The 17,585-nt window shown below is 64.1% G+C and carries 8 protein-coding genes; 6 read left to right on the forward strand and 2 right to left on the reverse strand.

What is annotated here, in order from left to right; translation table 11 throughout:
- From ASC75_RS19710 to ASC75_RS19735, 6 genes are all read left to right on the forward strand, one after another.
- Entirely contained in the window at nucleotides 1-570 is a 570-nt protein-coding gene (locus tag ASC75_RS19710; RefSeq protein ID WP_244487883.1) for a HutD family protein, read from the forward strand.
- A gap of 111 nt (nucleotides 571-681) precedes the next feature.
- On the forward strand, nucleotides 682-1,254 hold the full coding sequence (locus tag ASC75_RS19715) for an NADPH-dependent FMN reductase (protein ID WP_055979017.1): 573 nt from the start codon (nucleotides 682-684) through the stop codon (nucleotides 1,252-1,254).
- Between the two features lie 374 nt (nucleotides 1,255-1,628).
- On the forward strand, nucleotides 1,629-10,184 hold the full coding sequence (locus tag ASC75_RS19720) for a glucoamylase family protein (RefSeq protein ID WP_055979022.1): 8,556 nt from the start codon (nucleotides 1,629-1,631) through the stop codon (nucleotides 10,182-10,184).
- A 243-nt stretch (nucleotides 10,185-10,427) separates the two neighbouring features.
- Nucleotides 10,428-12,194 (forward strand): glucan ABC transporter ATP-binding protein/ permease, encoded by a 1,767-nt coding sequence (locus ASC75_RS19725; RefSeq protein WP_055979025.1) that lies wholly within the window; start codon nucleotides 10,428-10,430, stop codon nucleotides 12,192-12,194.
- Nucleotides 12,195-12,331: 137 nt separating this feature from the next.
- Nucleotides 12,332-13,096, forward strand: coding sequence for a heme ABC transporter permease (locus tag ASC75_RS19730; RefSeq protein WP_055979029.1), 765 nt, complete (start codon nucleotides 12,332-12,334; stop codon nucleotides 13,094-13,096).
- 27 nt (nucleotides 13,097-13,123) lie between these two features.
- Nucleotides 13,124-14,200: a nitronate monooxygenase family protein gene (locus tag ASC75_RS19735; RefSeq protein ID WP_055979031.1), complete on the forward strand. Its 1,077-nt coding sequence runs from the start codon at nucleotides 13,124-13,126 to the stop codon at nucleotides 14,198-14,200.
- Between the two features lie 18 nt (nucleotides 14,201-14,218).
- On the opposite strand, the gene glpK is transcribed toward ASC75_RS19735, so the two are convergent.
- Complete coding sequence (glpK, locus tag ASC75_RS19740; protein WP_055979034.1) at nucleotides 14,219-15,712, reverse strand: glycerol kinase GlpK; 1,494 nt, start codon at nucleotides 15,710-15,712, stop codon at nucleotides 14,219-14,221.
- An 89-nt stretch (nucleotides 15,713-15,801) separates the two neighbouring features.
- The gene (locus tag ASC75_RS19745) at nucleotides 15,802-17,526 is read right to left on the reverse strand and encodes an ABC transporter substrate-binding protein (RefSeq protein WP_055979037.1); all 1,725 of its coding nucleotides are present in this window, start codon (nucleotides 17,524-17,526) and stop codon (nucleotides 15,802-15,804) included.
- Nucleotides 17,527-17,585: the final 59 nt, after the last annotated feature.

The following is a 17,585-nucleotide window of genomic DNA, read 5'->3' on the forward strand; positions in this document are numbered from 1 at the left end:
ATGACCATGCGCATCATTCGTCACGCCGACTGCCGCCCCATGCCGTGGAAGAACGGCGGCGGCGTGACGACCGAAATCATGGCTTGGCCGCCCGCGACCGGTCTCGACGGCTTCGATTGGCGCATCTCGATGGCGCAGGTCGCGAGCGGCGGGCCGTTTTCCGTCTTTGCCGGCATCGACCGGACGCTGACGGTCCTGGCCGGGAGCATGCGGCTTGCGGCGGGCGCAGCGCCGCCGGTCACGCTTTCTCCAACATCGGCGCCTTACGTTTTCCCGGGCGATGTCAGCACCGAGGCGACACTGATCGACGGGCCGGTGCTCGATTTCAACGTCATGACCCGGCGTGGCCGCATCAGCCATTCAGTCCAGCGGCTGGAATTTGCAGAGCCGACCAGGGTCGCTGTGGGGGAGGGCGCCAGCCTCGCCTTCTTTGCGTCCGGCTCGGTGCGTGTCGGTGGCGAGGACATTGCCGCATTGGACACGCTGTATTCCGGCGATGGTCCCGATGTGCTGGAAATCGAGCCCAACGAGCCGGTGTCGCTCCTGCTCGTCTCCATTCGGCGCCAATAGTCCCGCAATCTCCAAAATCGTCGTGACATCTGGCCGGAACTGGCGAACTATCCCTTCGGGGTGGGTAGTCAGGCCGGCGACCGATGTCGCAGGCAATATGGAGATTGTGCCATGGACACCTACAAGGTCGGTTACTTCATCGGCAGCCTTGCCGCAGGCTCGATCAACCGCAAGCTCGCCAAGGCATTGGTCAGGCTGGCGCCGAAACATCTCGAGATGGAGGAGATCTCGTTTCGGGACCTGCCGCTCTACAGTTATGACTACGATGCCGATTTTCCGCCCCCCGCCCGTGCTTTCAAGCAGGCGTTGGCGAGCGTCGACGCCATCCTCTTCGTCACGCCTGAATACAATCGCTCCATTCCCGGTGGTCTGAAGAACGCCATCGATTGGGCGAGCCGGCCCTATGGCACGAATTCGTTCACCCGCAAGCCTTCGGCCGTCATCGGCACGTCGCCCGGCGCCATCGGCACGGCGGTGGCGCAGCAGAGCCTGCGCAGCGTGCTGAGTTTCTGCAATTCGCCGCAGATGAACGCCCCGGAAGCCTACATCCAGTTCAAGCCCGGCCTGATCACCGATGAGGGCGAGGTGACGAATGACGACACCGCCGAATTCCTGAGGAATTACATGGCCGAGTTCCATGCTTTTGTCGTCAGGGTCTACACCGTATTGCCGCGCGGCGGATAACCTTGGCAAAGCGGCTTGGCCGGGCGAATCCTGGCCTGCACGAGAGGCATCCGGGGCTCGCAGCAGAGAAGATTCGTGCCTCGCAAATGCCAAAGCGATTTCCTGTGACGGGCACTGCCTGAAATATGGCCAAATTCGAGCATCGAACACGAAAAAGCCTGAATCCTTCCGTTCCGGTCTCCACCCGGCACTGCTATGAGGCGACCGGCGACGTGGGTGAGGGCGGCGCCATATTTTCACTCAATCGCGGTGCAAGAGCGATCAGTCGACCTGTTGTGTTGCGATGCAACCAATTCTTGTTTGAAACGGTTTATGCGACAGGTCCGCGGCGCCGGCAGGCGTGGCGGACTTTCTGTCAAACGGAAATGTTGTAGATGAATATTCAGACCGACCCGCGCCGGATCAAAGATGTAGTGCCTAGTTTCCCGGCTGTGGCAGAGCAGCCGATCAGGGCGACCGTGCTGCATGAAGATCGGCTCAGGGCGACGGGTGAAAGCCTCGCCCGCAAGGAGTTGCGCTCCTATGTCGGTCTCGAGGCGTTCGACTTCCACGCCCGCGTTCGCGAGAGCGCCAAGAAGATCCTTCAGGTCTATCGCGACACCAATGCCGCGCAGGGCAGGGGSGAGCCGATAACGCCCGCCGCGCAATGGCTGCTCGACAACAATTATCTGGTCGAGGAGACCATCTATCAGGTCAAGCGCGACTTGCCGCGCCGCTTCTACCGTGAACTACCGACCATCGAACTCGGCGAAGGACAGCGGGTGCCGCGCGCGCTCGCCATTGCCTGGATCTACGTCGCCCACTCCGACAGCACCGTGTCGGCTCAGATGTTCAAGTCGATCGTCGAGGGCTACCAGTCCGTCGAGCCGCTGCAGATCGGCGAACTCTGGGCGCTTCCGTCGCTGCTGCGCTTCGTGCTGGTCGAGAACCTGCGCCGCATTGCCGTGCGGGTCAATCGCGCCCGCGAGATGCGGGCGATCGCCAACGACGTTGCCGACCGCCTGCAGGGCGTGCAGGAACAGGATGACGGGCTGGCCCTGCTCAGGGCCTACGCGGCGCATGCCCGTGACACGACCTTTGCGACGCAATTGCTCTACCGCTTGCGCGATGGCTCGCAAAATGCAGGCAAGGCATTGATCTGGCTCGAAAACGAGCTTGAGAAGTCCGGCAGCGACGCCGAAGAGATCATCATCGGCGAGCATCACACGCTCTCCAGTGGCAACGTCACCACCGGCAACATCATCCGTGGCCTTCGCCTCATCAACGACCAGGATTGGACGGTATGGTTCGAGGATGTCAGCCGCGTCGACACGCTGCTGCGCGAGCGCACAAATTTTGCCGCGCTCGATTTTGCCTCGCGTGACCAGTATCGCACCGCCATCGAGGATCTCGCTCGCCATTCCAAGCTGTCCGAATTCCAGGTTGCCGAGCGCGCCACCGATTTCGCCCAGACGGAAAAGCCCGCGCCGCTCGACGAGCAGGGCGATCTGCAAAAGGAATGCTCCGACGTCGGCTTCTTCCTCGTCGGCCCGCGCCGGCAGGAACTGGAGCAGGCGATCGGCTATCGCCCCACGATCGGCCGCGTCATCAATCGTGCCTTCCGCAAGACCAACTGGATCGGCATAGCGCTGCCGGTCTTTGCGCTGACCGTGCTTCTGCTGTTGCTTGCCGGCAATGCGCTCGCCGCCCTTGGCCTGCCTTCGGCAGCGATTGCGTTGATGCTGACGCTGTTTGCGGTGCCGGCAAGCGAAGGCGCGCTCGCCTTCTTCAACACCATCGTGCTCAAGTTCCTCGAGCCGACCCGCCTCATCGGCTACGAATTCAAGGACGGCGTGCCGGCGGAGGCCCGCACGCTGGTTGTCGTGCCGTCGCTGATCGGCTCGCGCGACGATGTCGAGGAAAACATCCGCAACATCGAGGTCCATCACCTCGCCAACATGTCGGGTGAGATCCATTTTGCTGTGCTGTCGGACTGGCCCGACAGCCAGGCCGAGATTTCGACTGGTGACCGCGAAATCTATGATTACGCCCGCCGCGAGATTGCCAAGCTCAACCAGCGCTATCCGAGCGAGGGTGCGCCGCGGTTCTACCTGCTGCACCGCCGCCGGCTCTACAATCCGGCGCAAGGCTGCTGGATGGGGTGGGAGCGCAAGCGCGGCAAGCTGCACGAGCTGAACCTTCTGCTGCGCGGAGACGGCGACACCACCTTCATGCCGACCGACGTGCCGCTGCCTGACAACATCATCCATGTCATGACGCTCGACGCCGACACGCGGATGACGCGCGGCGTGGTCACCAAGCTGGTCGGCAAGATGTGCCACCCGCTCAACCGGCCGGAGTTCGACGTCGAAAAGCGCCTGGTGACGGCTGGCTATGCAATCTTGCAGCCGCGCGTCACGCCGTCCCTGACGACGGGCGACGAGGCCTCGTTCTTCCAGCGTGTCTTCTCGGCCCACCGCGGCCTCGACCCCTACGTCTTTGCCGTTTCCGACCTGTATCAGGACGTCTTCGGTGAAGGCACTTTCACCGGCAAGGGGCTGTACCATGTCGATGCGATAGAGGCAGCGCTCAAGGGCCGCATCGCCGAAAACACCGTGCTCAGCCACGATCTGCTCGAAGGCGCGCTGGCGCGTTCAGCGCTCGTCACCGATGTCGAGGTCGTCGAGGATTACCCGACCCGCTATTCGGTCGACGCCTCGCGCCAGCATCGCTGGGCCCGTGGCGACTGGCAACTGCTCGGCTTCATCTTCGATCCGAAGTCCGGCGTTCCGGCGCTGTCGCGCTGGAAGATGGTCGACAACCTCAGGCGCTCGCTGACGCCGATCTTTTGGGTCATGGCGGCGATTGCCGGCTGGACGCTGCTGCCCTTCACCCAGGCGGCGCAGTGGCAGGCGCTCCTGATCCTCAGCCTGTTCATGGCGCCGACTTTCGACATCATCGACGCCATCCTGCCCAAGAACCGCGACGCCACGCCGCGTGGCCATTTCAGCGCGCTTGGCCGCGACCTGGCATTCGGCACGGCAATGGTGGCGCTGAAGATCGTGCTCATGGCGCATCTCGCCTGGATGATGGGCGACGCCATTGTCCGCACGCTCTATCGCCTGTTCGTCAGCCGCAAGGATCTGCTGGAATGGCGCACCGCCTCGCAGGCCCACAAGTCGGGCGGCAACGACCTCGCCGCCTACTACCGGATGATGTATGGCGCGGTGATCATCGCCGTGATCGGCCTGGCGGTGCCGGTTTTCGCCGATTCCACCGGTGCGTTCGTTGCTTTCGCCTTCGCCGTCTTCTGGGCCGGCTCGCCGGCCTTCGCCTGGTTGATCAGCCGCTCGGCCGAGACCGAGGACCGGCTGCACGTCATGCCTTGGGACGTCCACACGCTGCGCACCGTGGCGCGCCGCACCTGGCACTACTTCGAAACCTTCGTGACGCCCGAGCAGAACCACCTGCCGCCTGACAATTTCCAGGAAAACCCGACCGGCGTCATTGCCACCCGCACCTCGCCGACCAATATCGGCGTTTACCTGCTGTCGGTCGTCTCCGCCCGCGACTTCGGCTGGATCAGCCTGGCCGACGCGGTTGCCCGCATCGACGCCACGGTTTCGACCATCGAGAAGATGGAGCGCTACAGGGGGCATCTGTACAACTGGTACGACACGACCAATCTGCGCCCGCTCTATCCGCTTTATGTTTCGAGCGTCGACAGCGGCAATCTTGCCGGGCACCTCGTGGCGGTCGCCGCGGCCTGCTCGGAATGGGCGGAAGCCCCGTCCGTCCATCTGCAGGGCGATTTCGAGGGCATTCTCGACATCGTCTCGATCATCGAGGAAAGCGTTGCCGACCTGCCGGACGACCGCCGGCAGTTGAGGCCGCTGCGCCAGCGGCTCATCGACCGCATCGACGGCATGCGCCGCGCCGTGGAAACCATCAAGTCCCAGCCCGAAATGGCGTCGATCCGCACCATCAACCTGGCGGTCCTGTCGGGCGAGATCCGCAAGCTGGCCGGTGCCATCCACACCGAGGCCGCATCGACCAGGAGCGAAGTCCTGTCCGATTGGGCGAGGACGCTCGAGGTGACATGCGAGGCGCACGTGCATGACGCGCACAGCGACGACCTGGCCGTCGCCGGCCTGCGGGCCAAGCTGATGGAACTGCGTGAACGCACCCGCAAGTTCGCGTTCGAGATGAACTTCTCGTTCCTGATGCGCAACGAGCGCAAGCTGCTGTCCATCGGCTACCGGGTCGAGGAACATCAGCTCGACGAAAGCTGCTACGACCTGCTGGCTTCCGAGGCACGTCTGACCAGCCTGTTCGGCATCGCCAAGGGCGATATTCCGACCGAGCACTGGTTCCGGCTTGGCCGGCCGATCGTCGAGATCGGTTTCCAGGGCGCACTGATGTCGTGGTCGGGTTCGATGTTCGAGTACCTGATGCCGCCGCTGGTCATGAAGGAGCCGCAGGGTGGCATTCTCAACCAGACCAACAAGCTCATCATCCGCCGCCAGATCCAGTATGGCCGTTCGAAGGGCATTCCGTGGGGCATTTCGGAAGCCGCCTACAATGGCCGCGACCGCGAACTGACCTATCAGTACACCAACTTCGGCGTGCCGGGCCTCGGCCTCAAGCGAGGTCTTGGCCAGAACACCGTCATCGCGCCTTACGCGACCGTGCTGGCAGCCCAGTTCATGCCGAGCGAAGCGACGGCCAACCTCCGGCGCTTGCGCAAGCTCGGCGCGCTCGGCCGCTACGGCTATTACGACGCGGTCGACTACACGCCGCAGCGCGTGCCGGAGGGCACCGATCATGCCGTCGTCTACAACTACATGGCCCACCACCAGGGCATGTCGATCGTGTCGATTGCCAACGCCATCTTCGAAGGCAGGATGCGCGACCGGTTCCACAGCGATCAGGTGATCGAGGCTGCCGAGCTCCTGTTGCAGGAGAAGGCGCCGCGCGACATCCCGGTGGCAACCGTTCGCACCGAGGTCGCCGAGCACACCAAGGACGAAACCGCCGACCACAGCGCCGACACGCGCCTGGTGCTCAATCCCATGCGGGCCCTGCGTTCGACCAACCTGATGTCGAACGGCCGCTATTCGGTGATGGTGACCGCCACCGGTTCCGGCTACAGCCGCTGGAACGACATGGCGATCACGCGCTGGCAGCCCGACCCGACCGAGGATCGCCTCGGTACCTATCTGTTCTTGCGCGACATCGATACGGGCGATTGGTGGTCGGCTACCGCCGAACCCAAGCGCGCCACCGGCGAGCAGACCCAGACGCTGTTCTGCGACGACAAGGCGAGCTTCATCAAGACTGTCGGCACGCTGCGCAGCGAGGTCGAGTGCATCGTCGTCTCCGAAGGCAATGGCGAAGCGCGCCGCGTCGTCATCTGGAACGATGCCGCCGTCGATCGTCACATCGAGGTGACGTCCTTCGCCGAACTGGTGCTTGCACCCGAAGCAAACGACAACGCCCATCCGGCGTTCTCGAAGATGTTCGTCGAGACCGAGATCACCCACAACGGCAGCGCTATTCTGGCAACCCGGCAGAAGCGGGCGGCCAATGAGCCGTCGATCGTTGCCGCGCATTTCGTCACCGATCAGTCGGGGTTTGCACGCGACACCGAAGCCGAGACCGACCGCCGCGCCTTCATCGGCCGTGGCCGCACCATCGCCGACCCGGCCGCCTTCGATGCCGGCGCCAAGCTTTCGGGCAGCGCCGGCTTCACGCTCGATCCGGTCGCCGCCCTTCGACGCCGGGTCCGCGTGCCCGCCAACAAGAAGGTCTCGCTGACCTTCTGGACCGTCGTCGGCTCGACCCGCGAGGAAGTCGAAGAGACGGTGGCCCGGCTCGACCATCCCGAGGGTTTCCCGCGCCAGGCAATGCTGTCCTGGACCCGTTCGCAGGTTCAGACGCGCCATCTCGGCCTCAATCTCGCCGACGCCGCCAACGTCCAGAAGCTGGCGCGCTATCTGATCTATCCCGATCCGTTCCTGCGCCTTTCAGCGGACGCGATCGCCTCCGGCCTCGGCCGGCAGTCGGCGCTGTGGCCGATGGCGATTTCCGGCGATTTCCCGATCCTGGCGATCCGCATCGGCGACGTCGCCGACATCGAGATCGTCGCCCAGGCGCTGCGGTTCCAGGAGTACATGCGGGCCCGCGGCCTGGTTGCCGATCTCGTCATCGTCAACGAGCAGGCCTCGTCCTATGTTCAGGACCTGCAGCAGGCGATCGAACATCTGTGCGAGAACAGCCGCCTGCGCGGCAAGGAACTCGGACCGCGCCAGCACATCTTTGCCGTGCGCCGCGACCTGATGGACGAAGCGTCCTATCGCACGCTGCTCGCTGTCGCACGGGTCTGCTTGCACACCCGCAACGGCACCATATTCGACCAGATCGAGCGTGCCGAGGCCGCAGCCCTGCAGGCGCGCGATGCGCTGGCGACGGCTCAGGCAACGGATCGCCCGGAATCCACGGCAACGGCAACGCTGCCGTCGCGAAACGCTCGCAAGGCGGTCGGCGACGGACTTTCCCACTGGAACGGGTTCGGCGGTTTCGATGCCGGCGGCCGCGACTATGTGGTGCGCCTCAATGGCATGCGCGCCACGCCGCAGCCCTGGATCAACGTCGTCTCCAATCCCGGATTCGGCTTCCATAGCTCGGCCGAGGGCGCGTCCTTCACCTGGAGCCGCAACAGCCGCGACTACCAGCTGACGCCATGGTCCAACGACCCGGTCACCAACCGTCCGGGCGAGGCGGTCTATGTCTTCGATCGCACCAGTGGCCGGACCTACTCGCCGATTGCCGCTGTCGCAAGGGACGCGAGCGCTTCCTATGAGGCGCGCCATGGTCAGGGCTTCTCGACCTTCCGCTCCAAGCGCGGCACGCTGACGACCGAGCTGACACATCTCGTCGACCCGTCGGATCCGGTTCGTGTCTCGCGGCTGCGCATCGAGAATTCCGGCGCCGTGGCAGCCAAGCTCAGGGTCTATGCCTATGCCGAATGGGTGCTCGGCACCGGGCGGGCGAAGACCGCGCCAAACATCGTATCCTCGCTCGACCCTGCCACTGGCGCACTTCTGGCGCGCAACACTTATGGTCTCGATTTCGGCGAGCGCGTCGCCTTCATGGCGATGGATGGCAAGGCCGGCACGGTCACAGCCGATCGCCAGGAATTCATCGGCACCGGAGGCACGGTCGAAGCGCCGCGGGCGGTGACGCTCGGCGTGGAATTGACCGGCCGCGTGGAAGCCGGTGTTGATCCTTGCGCGGCGATTGCGCGGGACGTGGAGGTACCGGCCGGCGGCTCGGTGTCGTTGCTTTGGCTGCTCGGCGATGCCGGCTCCGACGAGGAGGCGAGCGCGCTTGTCGCCCGTCATCTCAAGGTCGACTTCGACAAGCGGCTCGGCGACAACGCGCAAGAGTGGCGCTCGTTCCTCGGCACGATCGAAGTCGAGACGCCGGACAAGGCGCTCGACGCGATGGTCAACAACTGGCTGCCCTATCAAAGCCTTGCCTGCCGCATCCGCGCGCGCTCGGCCTTCTACCAGGCGAGCGGTGCGTTCGGCTTCCGCGACCAGTTGCAGGACACGCTAGCGCTGCTGATGCATGATGCAAGCTTGGCCCGTGCCCAGATCCTGAATGCGGCAGGCCGGCAATTTGCCGAAGGCGATGTGCAGCATTGGTGGCTGCCGCGCACCGGTGCCGGCGTGCGCACGATGATCTCCGACGACGTCGTCTGGCTGGCGAGCGCCACGGCACGCTATGTCTCGGTTACGGGCGATGCGGCGATCCTGGCCGAGCAACTGCCGTTCATCGAAGGGCAGCAGCTGAATCCGGGCGAGCATGATGCCTTCTTTACGCCCGAGGCGTCGAAGAAGAAGGCGTCACTCTACGAGCATTGTGCCCGCGCGCTCGACCTCGCCATCAAGCGGACGGCCAAGAATGGCCTGCCGCTGATCCTTGGAGGCGATTGGAACGACGGCATGAACCGCGTCGGCGAGGAAGGCAAGGGCGACAGCGTCTGGCTTGGCTGGTTCCTGCTGAAGACGCTGGGCGAGTTCGCGCCCCTGGCCAAGGCCGAGGGCGACTCCAAGCGCGCTAATGCCTGGGACAAGCATGCCAATGCCCTGAAGCGGGCGCTGGAGCATGCCGCCTGGGATGGCGAGTGGTACCGCCGCGGCAGCTTCGACGATGGCACGCCGCTCGGCTCGCGCAATTCCGACGAATGCAAGATCGATTCGATCGCCCAGTCGTGGAGCGTGATCTCGGGCGAGGGCGATCCGGCCCGCTCGCGCACCGCCATGGCCCAGGCGACCAAGATGTTGGTCGACGATGAGATGAAGCTCATCCGGCTGTTTACGCCGCCATTCTCCGAGACGGAGAAGGAGCCGGGCTACATCAAGTCCTATCCGCCGGGCGTTCGCGAGAACGGCGGCCAGTACACCCATGCGGCGACGTGGTTTGTCATCGCGCTGGCGGAAATGGGGCAGGTTGACGAGGCCTACCGCTGCTTCTCGATGCTCAACCCGGTCAATCACGCGCTCGACGAGCAGGGGGCCGAGACCTACAGGGTCGAACCTTATGTCGTGGCGGCGGATGTCTATGCCGACGCCTCCAAGGCCGGGCGTGGCGGCTGGACCTGGTACACAGGTTCGGCCGGCTGGCTCTATCGTGCAGCGGTCGAAAGCATCCTCGGCATCAGCCGGCGCGGTGACCGCCTTGTGGTGTCTCCGGCCATCCCGAAGCATTGGGAGGGTTACTCTGCAACCCTGCGCCTGGGTGGGGCTGTCTATAGGTTGCGGGTGGTGCGAGACAAAACCACTAAGGCTGCGAAGGCTGACGTCGATGGTGTGAAGGGCAAGGATGCATCTTTTGCCATGCGCGACAGCGGCGAGATCGAGGTGGTGGTGCGCATTCCGGCCTGACCGGGATGCCCCTGCGTTAACTTGTCCGGCATCTTCGTCATCATTTCGCCGCAACGATGCCTTTTTTCGTTAGTTCTCAATTCCTTATCGGATCACACGAGATTACCGAGCGTAGCCATGTGTTGTTCGATTTTTTTGAACTCAGACGTTATCTGCGCATTGTCTTGCGGACCCGGGGTCGTTATCTGTCGGCCATGGTGCAGTGCACAATAAAGGGACGAACGGGACTCAAGGGGTACCAAAGTGTCGTTGCTTGAGGTTTATTGGAGAGCCCTTCGCTATCTTGCCGCAGACGGCAAGAAGGTTGGGCTGATTTGCGCCGCCAACGTCGTGTTGGCGATTGTCACTATTGCAGAGCCGATCCTGTTCGGGCGCATCATTGATGCGATTGCCGGCAAGACGGAAGTCGTTCCGACGATGGCGCTGTGGGCCAGTTTCGGCGCGTTCAACATTGTCGCATTCGTTCTGGTGGCGCGTGGCGCCGACCGGCTCGCCCACGCGCGGCGCGGCGAAGTTCTTTGCCAGTCTTTCGAACGCGTCATCACCATGCCGCTGGCCTGGCATCAGCAGCGCGGCACGTCGCATTCGCTGCACACGCTGCTGCGCGCGGTAGAGGCGCTGTTCAGCCTGTGGCTCGAATTCATGCGCACCCATCTGTCGACCGCTGTGGCGCTGACGCTGCTCATTCCGACGGCTTTCTCGATGGACGTCCGCATGTCGCTGGTGCTCATCGGGCTCGGCGCGCTCTATCTGATGATCGGTCGGCTGGTGATGCGCAAGACCAAGGAAGGCCAGGCCTCGGTCGAGCGCCACTATCACAAGGTCTTCTCCCATGTGTCTGACTCGGTCAGCAACGTGGCGGTGCTGCAGAGCTACAACCGTATCGGCCAGGAGACGGAATCGCTGCGCGATTACGTCAAGGCCCTGATCACCACGCAGAACCCGGTTCTCGATTGGTGGGCCCTGGCTTCCGCCATGCATCGCCTCGCCTCGACGATCTCGATGATGGTCGTCCTGCTCATCGGTGCCTATCTCGTCACCCAGGGTCAGCTGCGGATCGGCGACATCGTTGCCTTCACCGGCTTCGCCGCCCTGCTGATCAGCCGCCTCGATCAGGTCTCGAACTTTGCGAACCAGATATTCGATGCACGTTCGAAGCTGGAGGAGTTTTATCGCCTCGAGGATTGCGCCGCCGACCATCGCGAGCCCGAGGGGCTGCGTGAGCTGGAAAACGTCACCGGCCATGTCCGCTTCGAGAATGTCAGCTTCGAGTTCCCGAATTCGGGGCAGGGCGTCAGCGACGTCTCCTTCGAGGTCAGCGCCGGCCAGACGGTTGCCATCGTGGGCCCGACCGGTGCGGGCAAGACCACGCTGATCAACCTTCTTCAGCGCGTTCATGCGCCGGAGCATGGCCGAATCCTCATTGACGGCATCGATACGCGCACAGTGACCAAGAAGTCGTTGCGCCATTCGATCGCCACCGTCTTCCAGGACGCCGGTCTGCTCAACCGCTCGATCGAGGACAACATCCGCGTCGGCCGCGCCAGCGCCAGCTATGAGGAAGTGCATGCAGCGGCCAGCGCCGCGGCAGCGCAGGACTTCATTCTGTCGAAGAGCGAAGGCTACGACACCAATGTCGGCGAACGCGGCGGCCAGCTGTCGGGCGGCGAGCGCCAGCGCATCGCGATCGCACGCGCCATCCTCAAGAGCGCGCCGATCCTGGTGCTCGACGAAGCGACCAGTGCGCTCGACGTCGAGACCGAAAACCGCGTCAAGGACGCGATCGACATGCTGCGCGATGGCCGCACGACCTTCATCATCGCCCACCGCCTGAGCACCGTGCGCGATGCCGATCTCGTCGTGTTCATGGATCACGGCCGTGTTGTCGAGATGGGCGGCTTTGGCGAGCTCTCGGCCCGCAACGGCCGCTTTGCCTCGCTGCTGCGCGCCGGCGGGCTGCTCAACGACGAAGAGGTGCGCCGCGTCACCCATGTCGAGGCAGCGGCCTGACGCTGTCCGCCGAGGCAGCGGGTCTGGTCGGTTTTTCTGTCAGCATTGCTGCGGGGCGCTTCGGCGCCCCGTTTGCGTTGCGGGCCGCGACGTTGGAACTGATTGCGAAGAGGGCCGGCCACGGCTATTTAGCGTCCATGACACAGACGAGTTCGCAGGCTTGGCGTTTCAGCGACCTGGCCAACCCGACCCGCTTCATCGCGCTGGTGGACAAGGTTGTCCCTTGGCTCGCCGGCGCCTCGGCCTTGGTGCTGGCAGCAGGGCTGTATCTCGGCTTTGCCGCGCCTGACGATTTCCAGCAGGGCATCACCGTCCGCATCATGTACATCCACGTGCCTTTCGCCTGGCTCGCCATGATGTGCTACTCGGTGATGGCGATCGCGGCCCTCGGCACGCTTGTCTGGCGCCATCCTCTCGCCGACGTGGCACTGAAGGCGGCAGCACCGGTTGGTGCCGTGTTCACCGCTCTCGCGCTGCTGACCGGGTCGATATGGGGCAAGCCCATGTGGGGCACCTGGTGGGTATGGGACGCGCGGCTGACCTCGGTCTTCGTGCTTTTCCTGATGTATCTCGGCATCATCGCGCTGACCCGCGCGCTCGACGATCCCGCGCGTTCGGCGCGTGCCGCGGCGGTCATCACGCTGGTCGGTTTCGTCAACATCCCGATCATCAAGTTTTCGGTTGAATGGTGGAACACGCTGCACCAGCCGGCTTCGGTGTTCCGCCTCGACGGCCCGACGATCCATCCGAGCCTGCTCTGGCCCCTGCTTGTGATGGCGCTTGGCTTTACCCTTCTGTTCTTCACTCTGCATCTAATGGCGATGCGCACCGAGATATTGCGGCGCCGCGTGATGGCCATGCGCCAGATCGCTGCCCGCAGGGCCGAGCGCCAGCGGCCCTGAGCAGCCAAACCCAGGAAGGAAGTCAACATGTGGCCCGATCGTCGAATTCTTGATCTCCTGGGCCTCGACCTTCCGATCTTGCAGGCGCCGATGGCCGGGCCGGTCGATTCCGAGATGGTGATTGCCGTTTCCGAAGCTGGCGGGCTGGGCGGCTTGCCCTGTGCGCTGATGACGCCGGAAAAGACGCGGACCGAACTCGGCATCTTCCGGCAGCGTACGTCCAGGCCGATCAACGTCAATTTCTTCTGCCACAAGCAGCCTGAGGAAGACCTCGCTCGTGAGACAGCCTGGAAAAAGCGCCTCGAACCCTTCTACCTCGAACTGGGGCTCGATCCCGCGGCGCCTGCGCCGCGATCGGCGCGCGCGCCTTTCGACGAACAGTTCTGTGGCATCGTCGAGGAATTCCGTCCCGAGGTGGTGAGCTTCCATTTCGGCCTGCCCGATTCAGCCCTGCTCGACCGGGTCAAGGCGACTGGCGCCAAGGTGCTGTCGTCGGCGACCACTGCCGATGAGGCAGTTTGGCTGGAGCAGCATGGCTGCGACGCCATCATCGCCCAGGGTGCCGAGGCTGGTGGCCATCGCGGCATCTTTCTCACCGACGACCTCGCCAACCAGCCCGGCACCTTCGCGCTGGTGCCGCAGGTGGTCGATGCGGTCAAGGTGCCGGTCATCGCGGCCGGCGGCATCGCCGATGCACGCGGCATCGTGGCGGCTTTCGTGCTTGGGGCCTCGGCGGTGCAGATCGGCACCGCCTATCTGTTCTGCCCGGAAGCCAAGGTGGCCGCCCCTCACAAGGCAGTGCTGCGGAGCGCCAAGGACGATCACACCGCCCTGACGAATGTCTTCACCGGCCGGCCGGCGCGAGGCATCGTCAACCGCATCATGCGCGAAGTTGGTCCGCTGTCCGATTTGGCGCCGGCTTTTCCGCTTGCCGGCGGCGCGCTGGCGCCGCTTCGGGCGAAGTCAGAGCCGCAGGGCTCGGGCGACTTCATGTCGTTGTGGGCGGGCCAGGCTGCACGTTTCGGCCGTGAAATGCCGGCGGCCGAGCTGACGCGAACCCTCGCCGAGGAAGCGCAGGCTCTGTTGTCGAGCTTCGCCAGATAGGCCGGCTGCCTGGAGCCGCTACTTTGGCGTCAGGGTCCGGCGCACGGCGTCGTGCCAGCCCTTCAGCTTGGCCGTGCGCACGGCCGGCTGCATCTCGGGCTTGAACTGTCGGTCGAGCGCCCAGGCCTTGGCGAAGTCCTTGGCCTTCGGCCACACCCCCGCCCGGGAACCGGCAAGCCAGGCAGCGCCGAGGGCCGTGGTTTCGAGCACCGTCGGCCGGTCGACCGGTGCGTCGAGGATGTCGGCGAGGCGCTGCATCGTCCAGTCGGAGGCGACCATGCCGCCGTCGACGCGCAGCACCGTCTTGCCGTTCCGGGTCTTCCAGTCCTTCTTCATCGCGTCGAGCAGGTCGCGGGTCTGGTAGGCGACGGACTCCAGTGCTGCCCGGGCAAATTCTTCGGGTCCGGTGTTGCGGGTCAGGCCATAGATGGCGCCGCGTGCCTCGGCATCCCAGTGCGGTGCGCCGAGGCCCACGAAGGCAGGCACGAGATAGACGCTCTGGGTGTCGTCGGCCTGTACCGCCAGTTCGCCGCTGTGCTCGGCCTTGCCGATCACCTTGATGCCGTCGCGCAGCCACTGCACCGCAGCGCCGGCGATGAAGATGGAGCCTTCCAGCGCATAGGTGGTCTTGCCGTCGAGCCTGTAGGCGATGGTGGTGAGCAGCCGGTTCTTCGAGCGCACGATGTCGCCGCCGGTGTTGAGGATGGCAAAGCACCCGGTGCCGTAGGTCGACTTCATCATGCCGGGCTCGAAACAGGCCTGGCCGATGGTCGCCGCCTGCTGGTCGCCGGCGACGCCGAGGATCGGGATTTCCGCGCCGAAAAGCGCCTTCGCGGTCACGCCGAAGTCTGCGGCGCAGTCCTTGACCTCGGGCAAGAGGGAAGCCGGAATGCGCAGGATGTCGAGTAGTTCGGCATCCCAGACGTTCTTCTCGATGTTGTAGACCAGCGTGCGCGAGGCGTTGGTGGCGTCCGTCGCATGCACCTTGCCGCCGGTCAGCCGCCAGATCAGGAACGAGTCGATGGTGCCCGCCAGCAGCTCGCCGCGCTCGGCCCGCTTGCGCGCGCCTTTGACCTTGTCGAGCAGCCAGGCGATCTTGGTGCCGGAGAAATAGGGGTCGAGCAGCAGGCCGGTCTTCCGGGTGAAGCGCGGCTCCAGCCCTTGCTTCTTGAGCTTGGCGCACAGCGGGGCGGTACGCCGATCCTGCCACACGATCGCGTTGTGGATCGGCTTGCCTGTCGCCTTGTCCCAGATGACCACGGTTTCGCGCTGGTTGGTGATGCCGATCGCCGCGATGTCGGCGGCGTCCCTGCCGGCCTTCTTCAGGGCAGTCTTGCAAGTCGAAACCACGCTGTCCCAGATTTCTTCCGGATCATGTTCGACCCAGCCCGACGCCGGGAAATGCTGCGCAAATTCCTTCTGGCCGACGCCTGCAACCCTCATTGCCTGATCGAACACGATTGCCCGGCTGGACGTGGTGCCCTGGTCGATCGCCAGAATGAATCCGCTCATCTTCCCCTCCGCAGTCACTTGCAAAAAGAGGGGAGACGGCACTGCGCCGTCTCCCCAGGTCCTGCCAGGCGGAATGTCCGCCTGAGCCCTTACTTGCTCCAGCTCTTCACCAACTCATCGTAGTTGATGGTGATCGGCTTTTCCTTTTCGTTTTCGATCTTCAGCTGAGGTGCAAGATTGCCTGCCTTGACCGCTTCCGCGTTCCAGTAGGCGAGATCATGCTCCTCCGCCAGCTTCGGACCGATTTCGCCCTGGATGCCGGCGCGCTCAAGGCGTTCCAGCACCTTTTCCTGCTCGGCGCAAAGCGAGTCCATGGCTTCCTGGGCCGTCTTCGCACCCGATGAAGCGTCGCCGATCGCCTGCCACCACAACTGGGCCAGCTTGGGATAGTCAGGCACGTTGGTGCCGGTCGGCGACCACTGCACGCGGGCCGGTGAACGGTAGAACTCGACCAGGCCGCCGAGCTGCGGCGCACGATCGCTGAAGCTCTTGTGATCGAGGGTCGACTGGCGGATGAAGGTCAGGCCGACATGGCTCTTCTTCACGTCCACGGTCTTCGACGTCACGAACTGCGCGTAGAGCCAGGCGGCCTTGGCACGGTCGTCAGGCGTGGATTTCAGGATCGTCCACGAACCGACGTCCTGGTAGCCAAGCTTCATTCCGTCCTTCCAGTAGACGCCGTGCGGCGAGGGCGCCATGCGCCATTTCGGCGTGCCGTCCTCGTTCATCACAGGCAGGCCGGGCTTGACCATGTCGGCAGTGAACGCGGTGTACCAGAAGATCTGCTGGGCAACCGCGCCCTGGGCCGGGACCGGTCCGGATTCGGAGAAGGTCATGCCCTGGGCTTCCGGCGGAGCATAGGCCTTGAGCCAGTCGAGATACTTGACGATCGAATAGACCGAGGCCGGGCCGTTGGTGTCGCCGCCGCGGGCGACGCAGGAGCCTACCGGCTGCGACTTCTCGTTGACCTTGATGCCCCATTCGTCGACCGGCAGGCCGTTCGGCAGGCCCTTGTCGCCGTTGCCGGCCATCGACAGCCAGGCGTCGGTGAACCGCCAGCCGAGCGAGGGGTCCTTCTTGCCGTAGTCCATGTGGCCATAGACCTTCTGGCCATTGATGTCGCGGCCGGTGAAGAACTCGGCGATGTCCTCGTAGGCCGACCAGTTGACCGGGACGCCGAGGTCGTAGCCGTACTTCGCCTTGAAGTCCGCCTTGTTCTTCTCGTCGTTGAACCAGTCGTAGCGGAACCAGTAGAGGTTGGCGAACTGCTGGTCGGGGAGCTGGTAGAGCTTGCCGTCCGGGGCTGTCGTGAACTTCGTGCCGATGAAGTCGGCGATGTCGAGGTTGGGGTTGGTGACGTCCTTGCCTTCGTTGGCCATCCAGTCGGTCAGGCTGCGCGCCTGCAGATAGCGCCAGTGGGTGCCGATCAGGTCGGAATCGTTGACATAGGCGTCATAGATGTTTTCGCCCGACTGCATCTGCGTCTGCAGCTTTTCGATGACGTCGCCCTCGCCGATGAGGTCGTGCGTGATCTTGATGCCGGTGATGTCGGAGAACGCCTTGGCGAGCGTCTTCGATTCATACTCGTGCGTGGTGATGGTTTCCGAAACGACCTTGATCTCCATGCCGGCAAAAGGTTTCGCCGCATCGATGAACCACTGCATTTCGGCTTCCTGGCCGGCGCGGTCGAGCGCCGACATGTCCTTGATCTCGGTATCGAGGAAGGTTTTCGCTTCCTCCATGCCGGCAAAGGCATTGCCCGCGCCCAAAAGCAGGGCGATCACGCTCGTTGATGCTAGAATATGGCGTCGCATTAATTTCCTCCCAAACAAGGTTGCATTGCCATTTGGCGCCGCCGCGGGCTTGCGGCGGC

Source organism: Aminobacter sp. DSM 101952, from assembly GCF_001424795.1.
GTDB classification, from domain to species: domain Bacteria; phylum Pseudomonadota; class Alphaproteobacteria; order Rhizobiales; family Rhizobiaceae; genus Aminobacter; species Aminobacter aganoensis.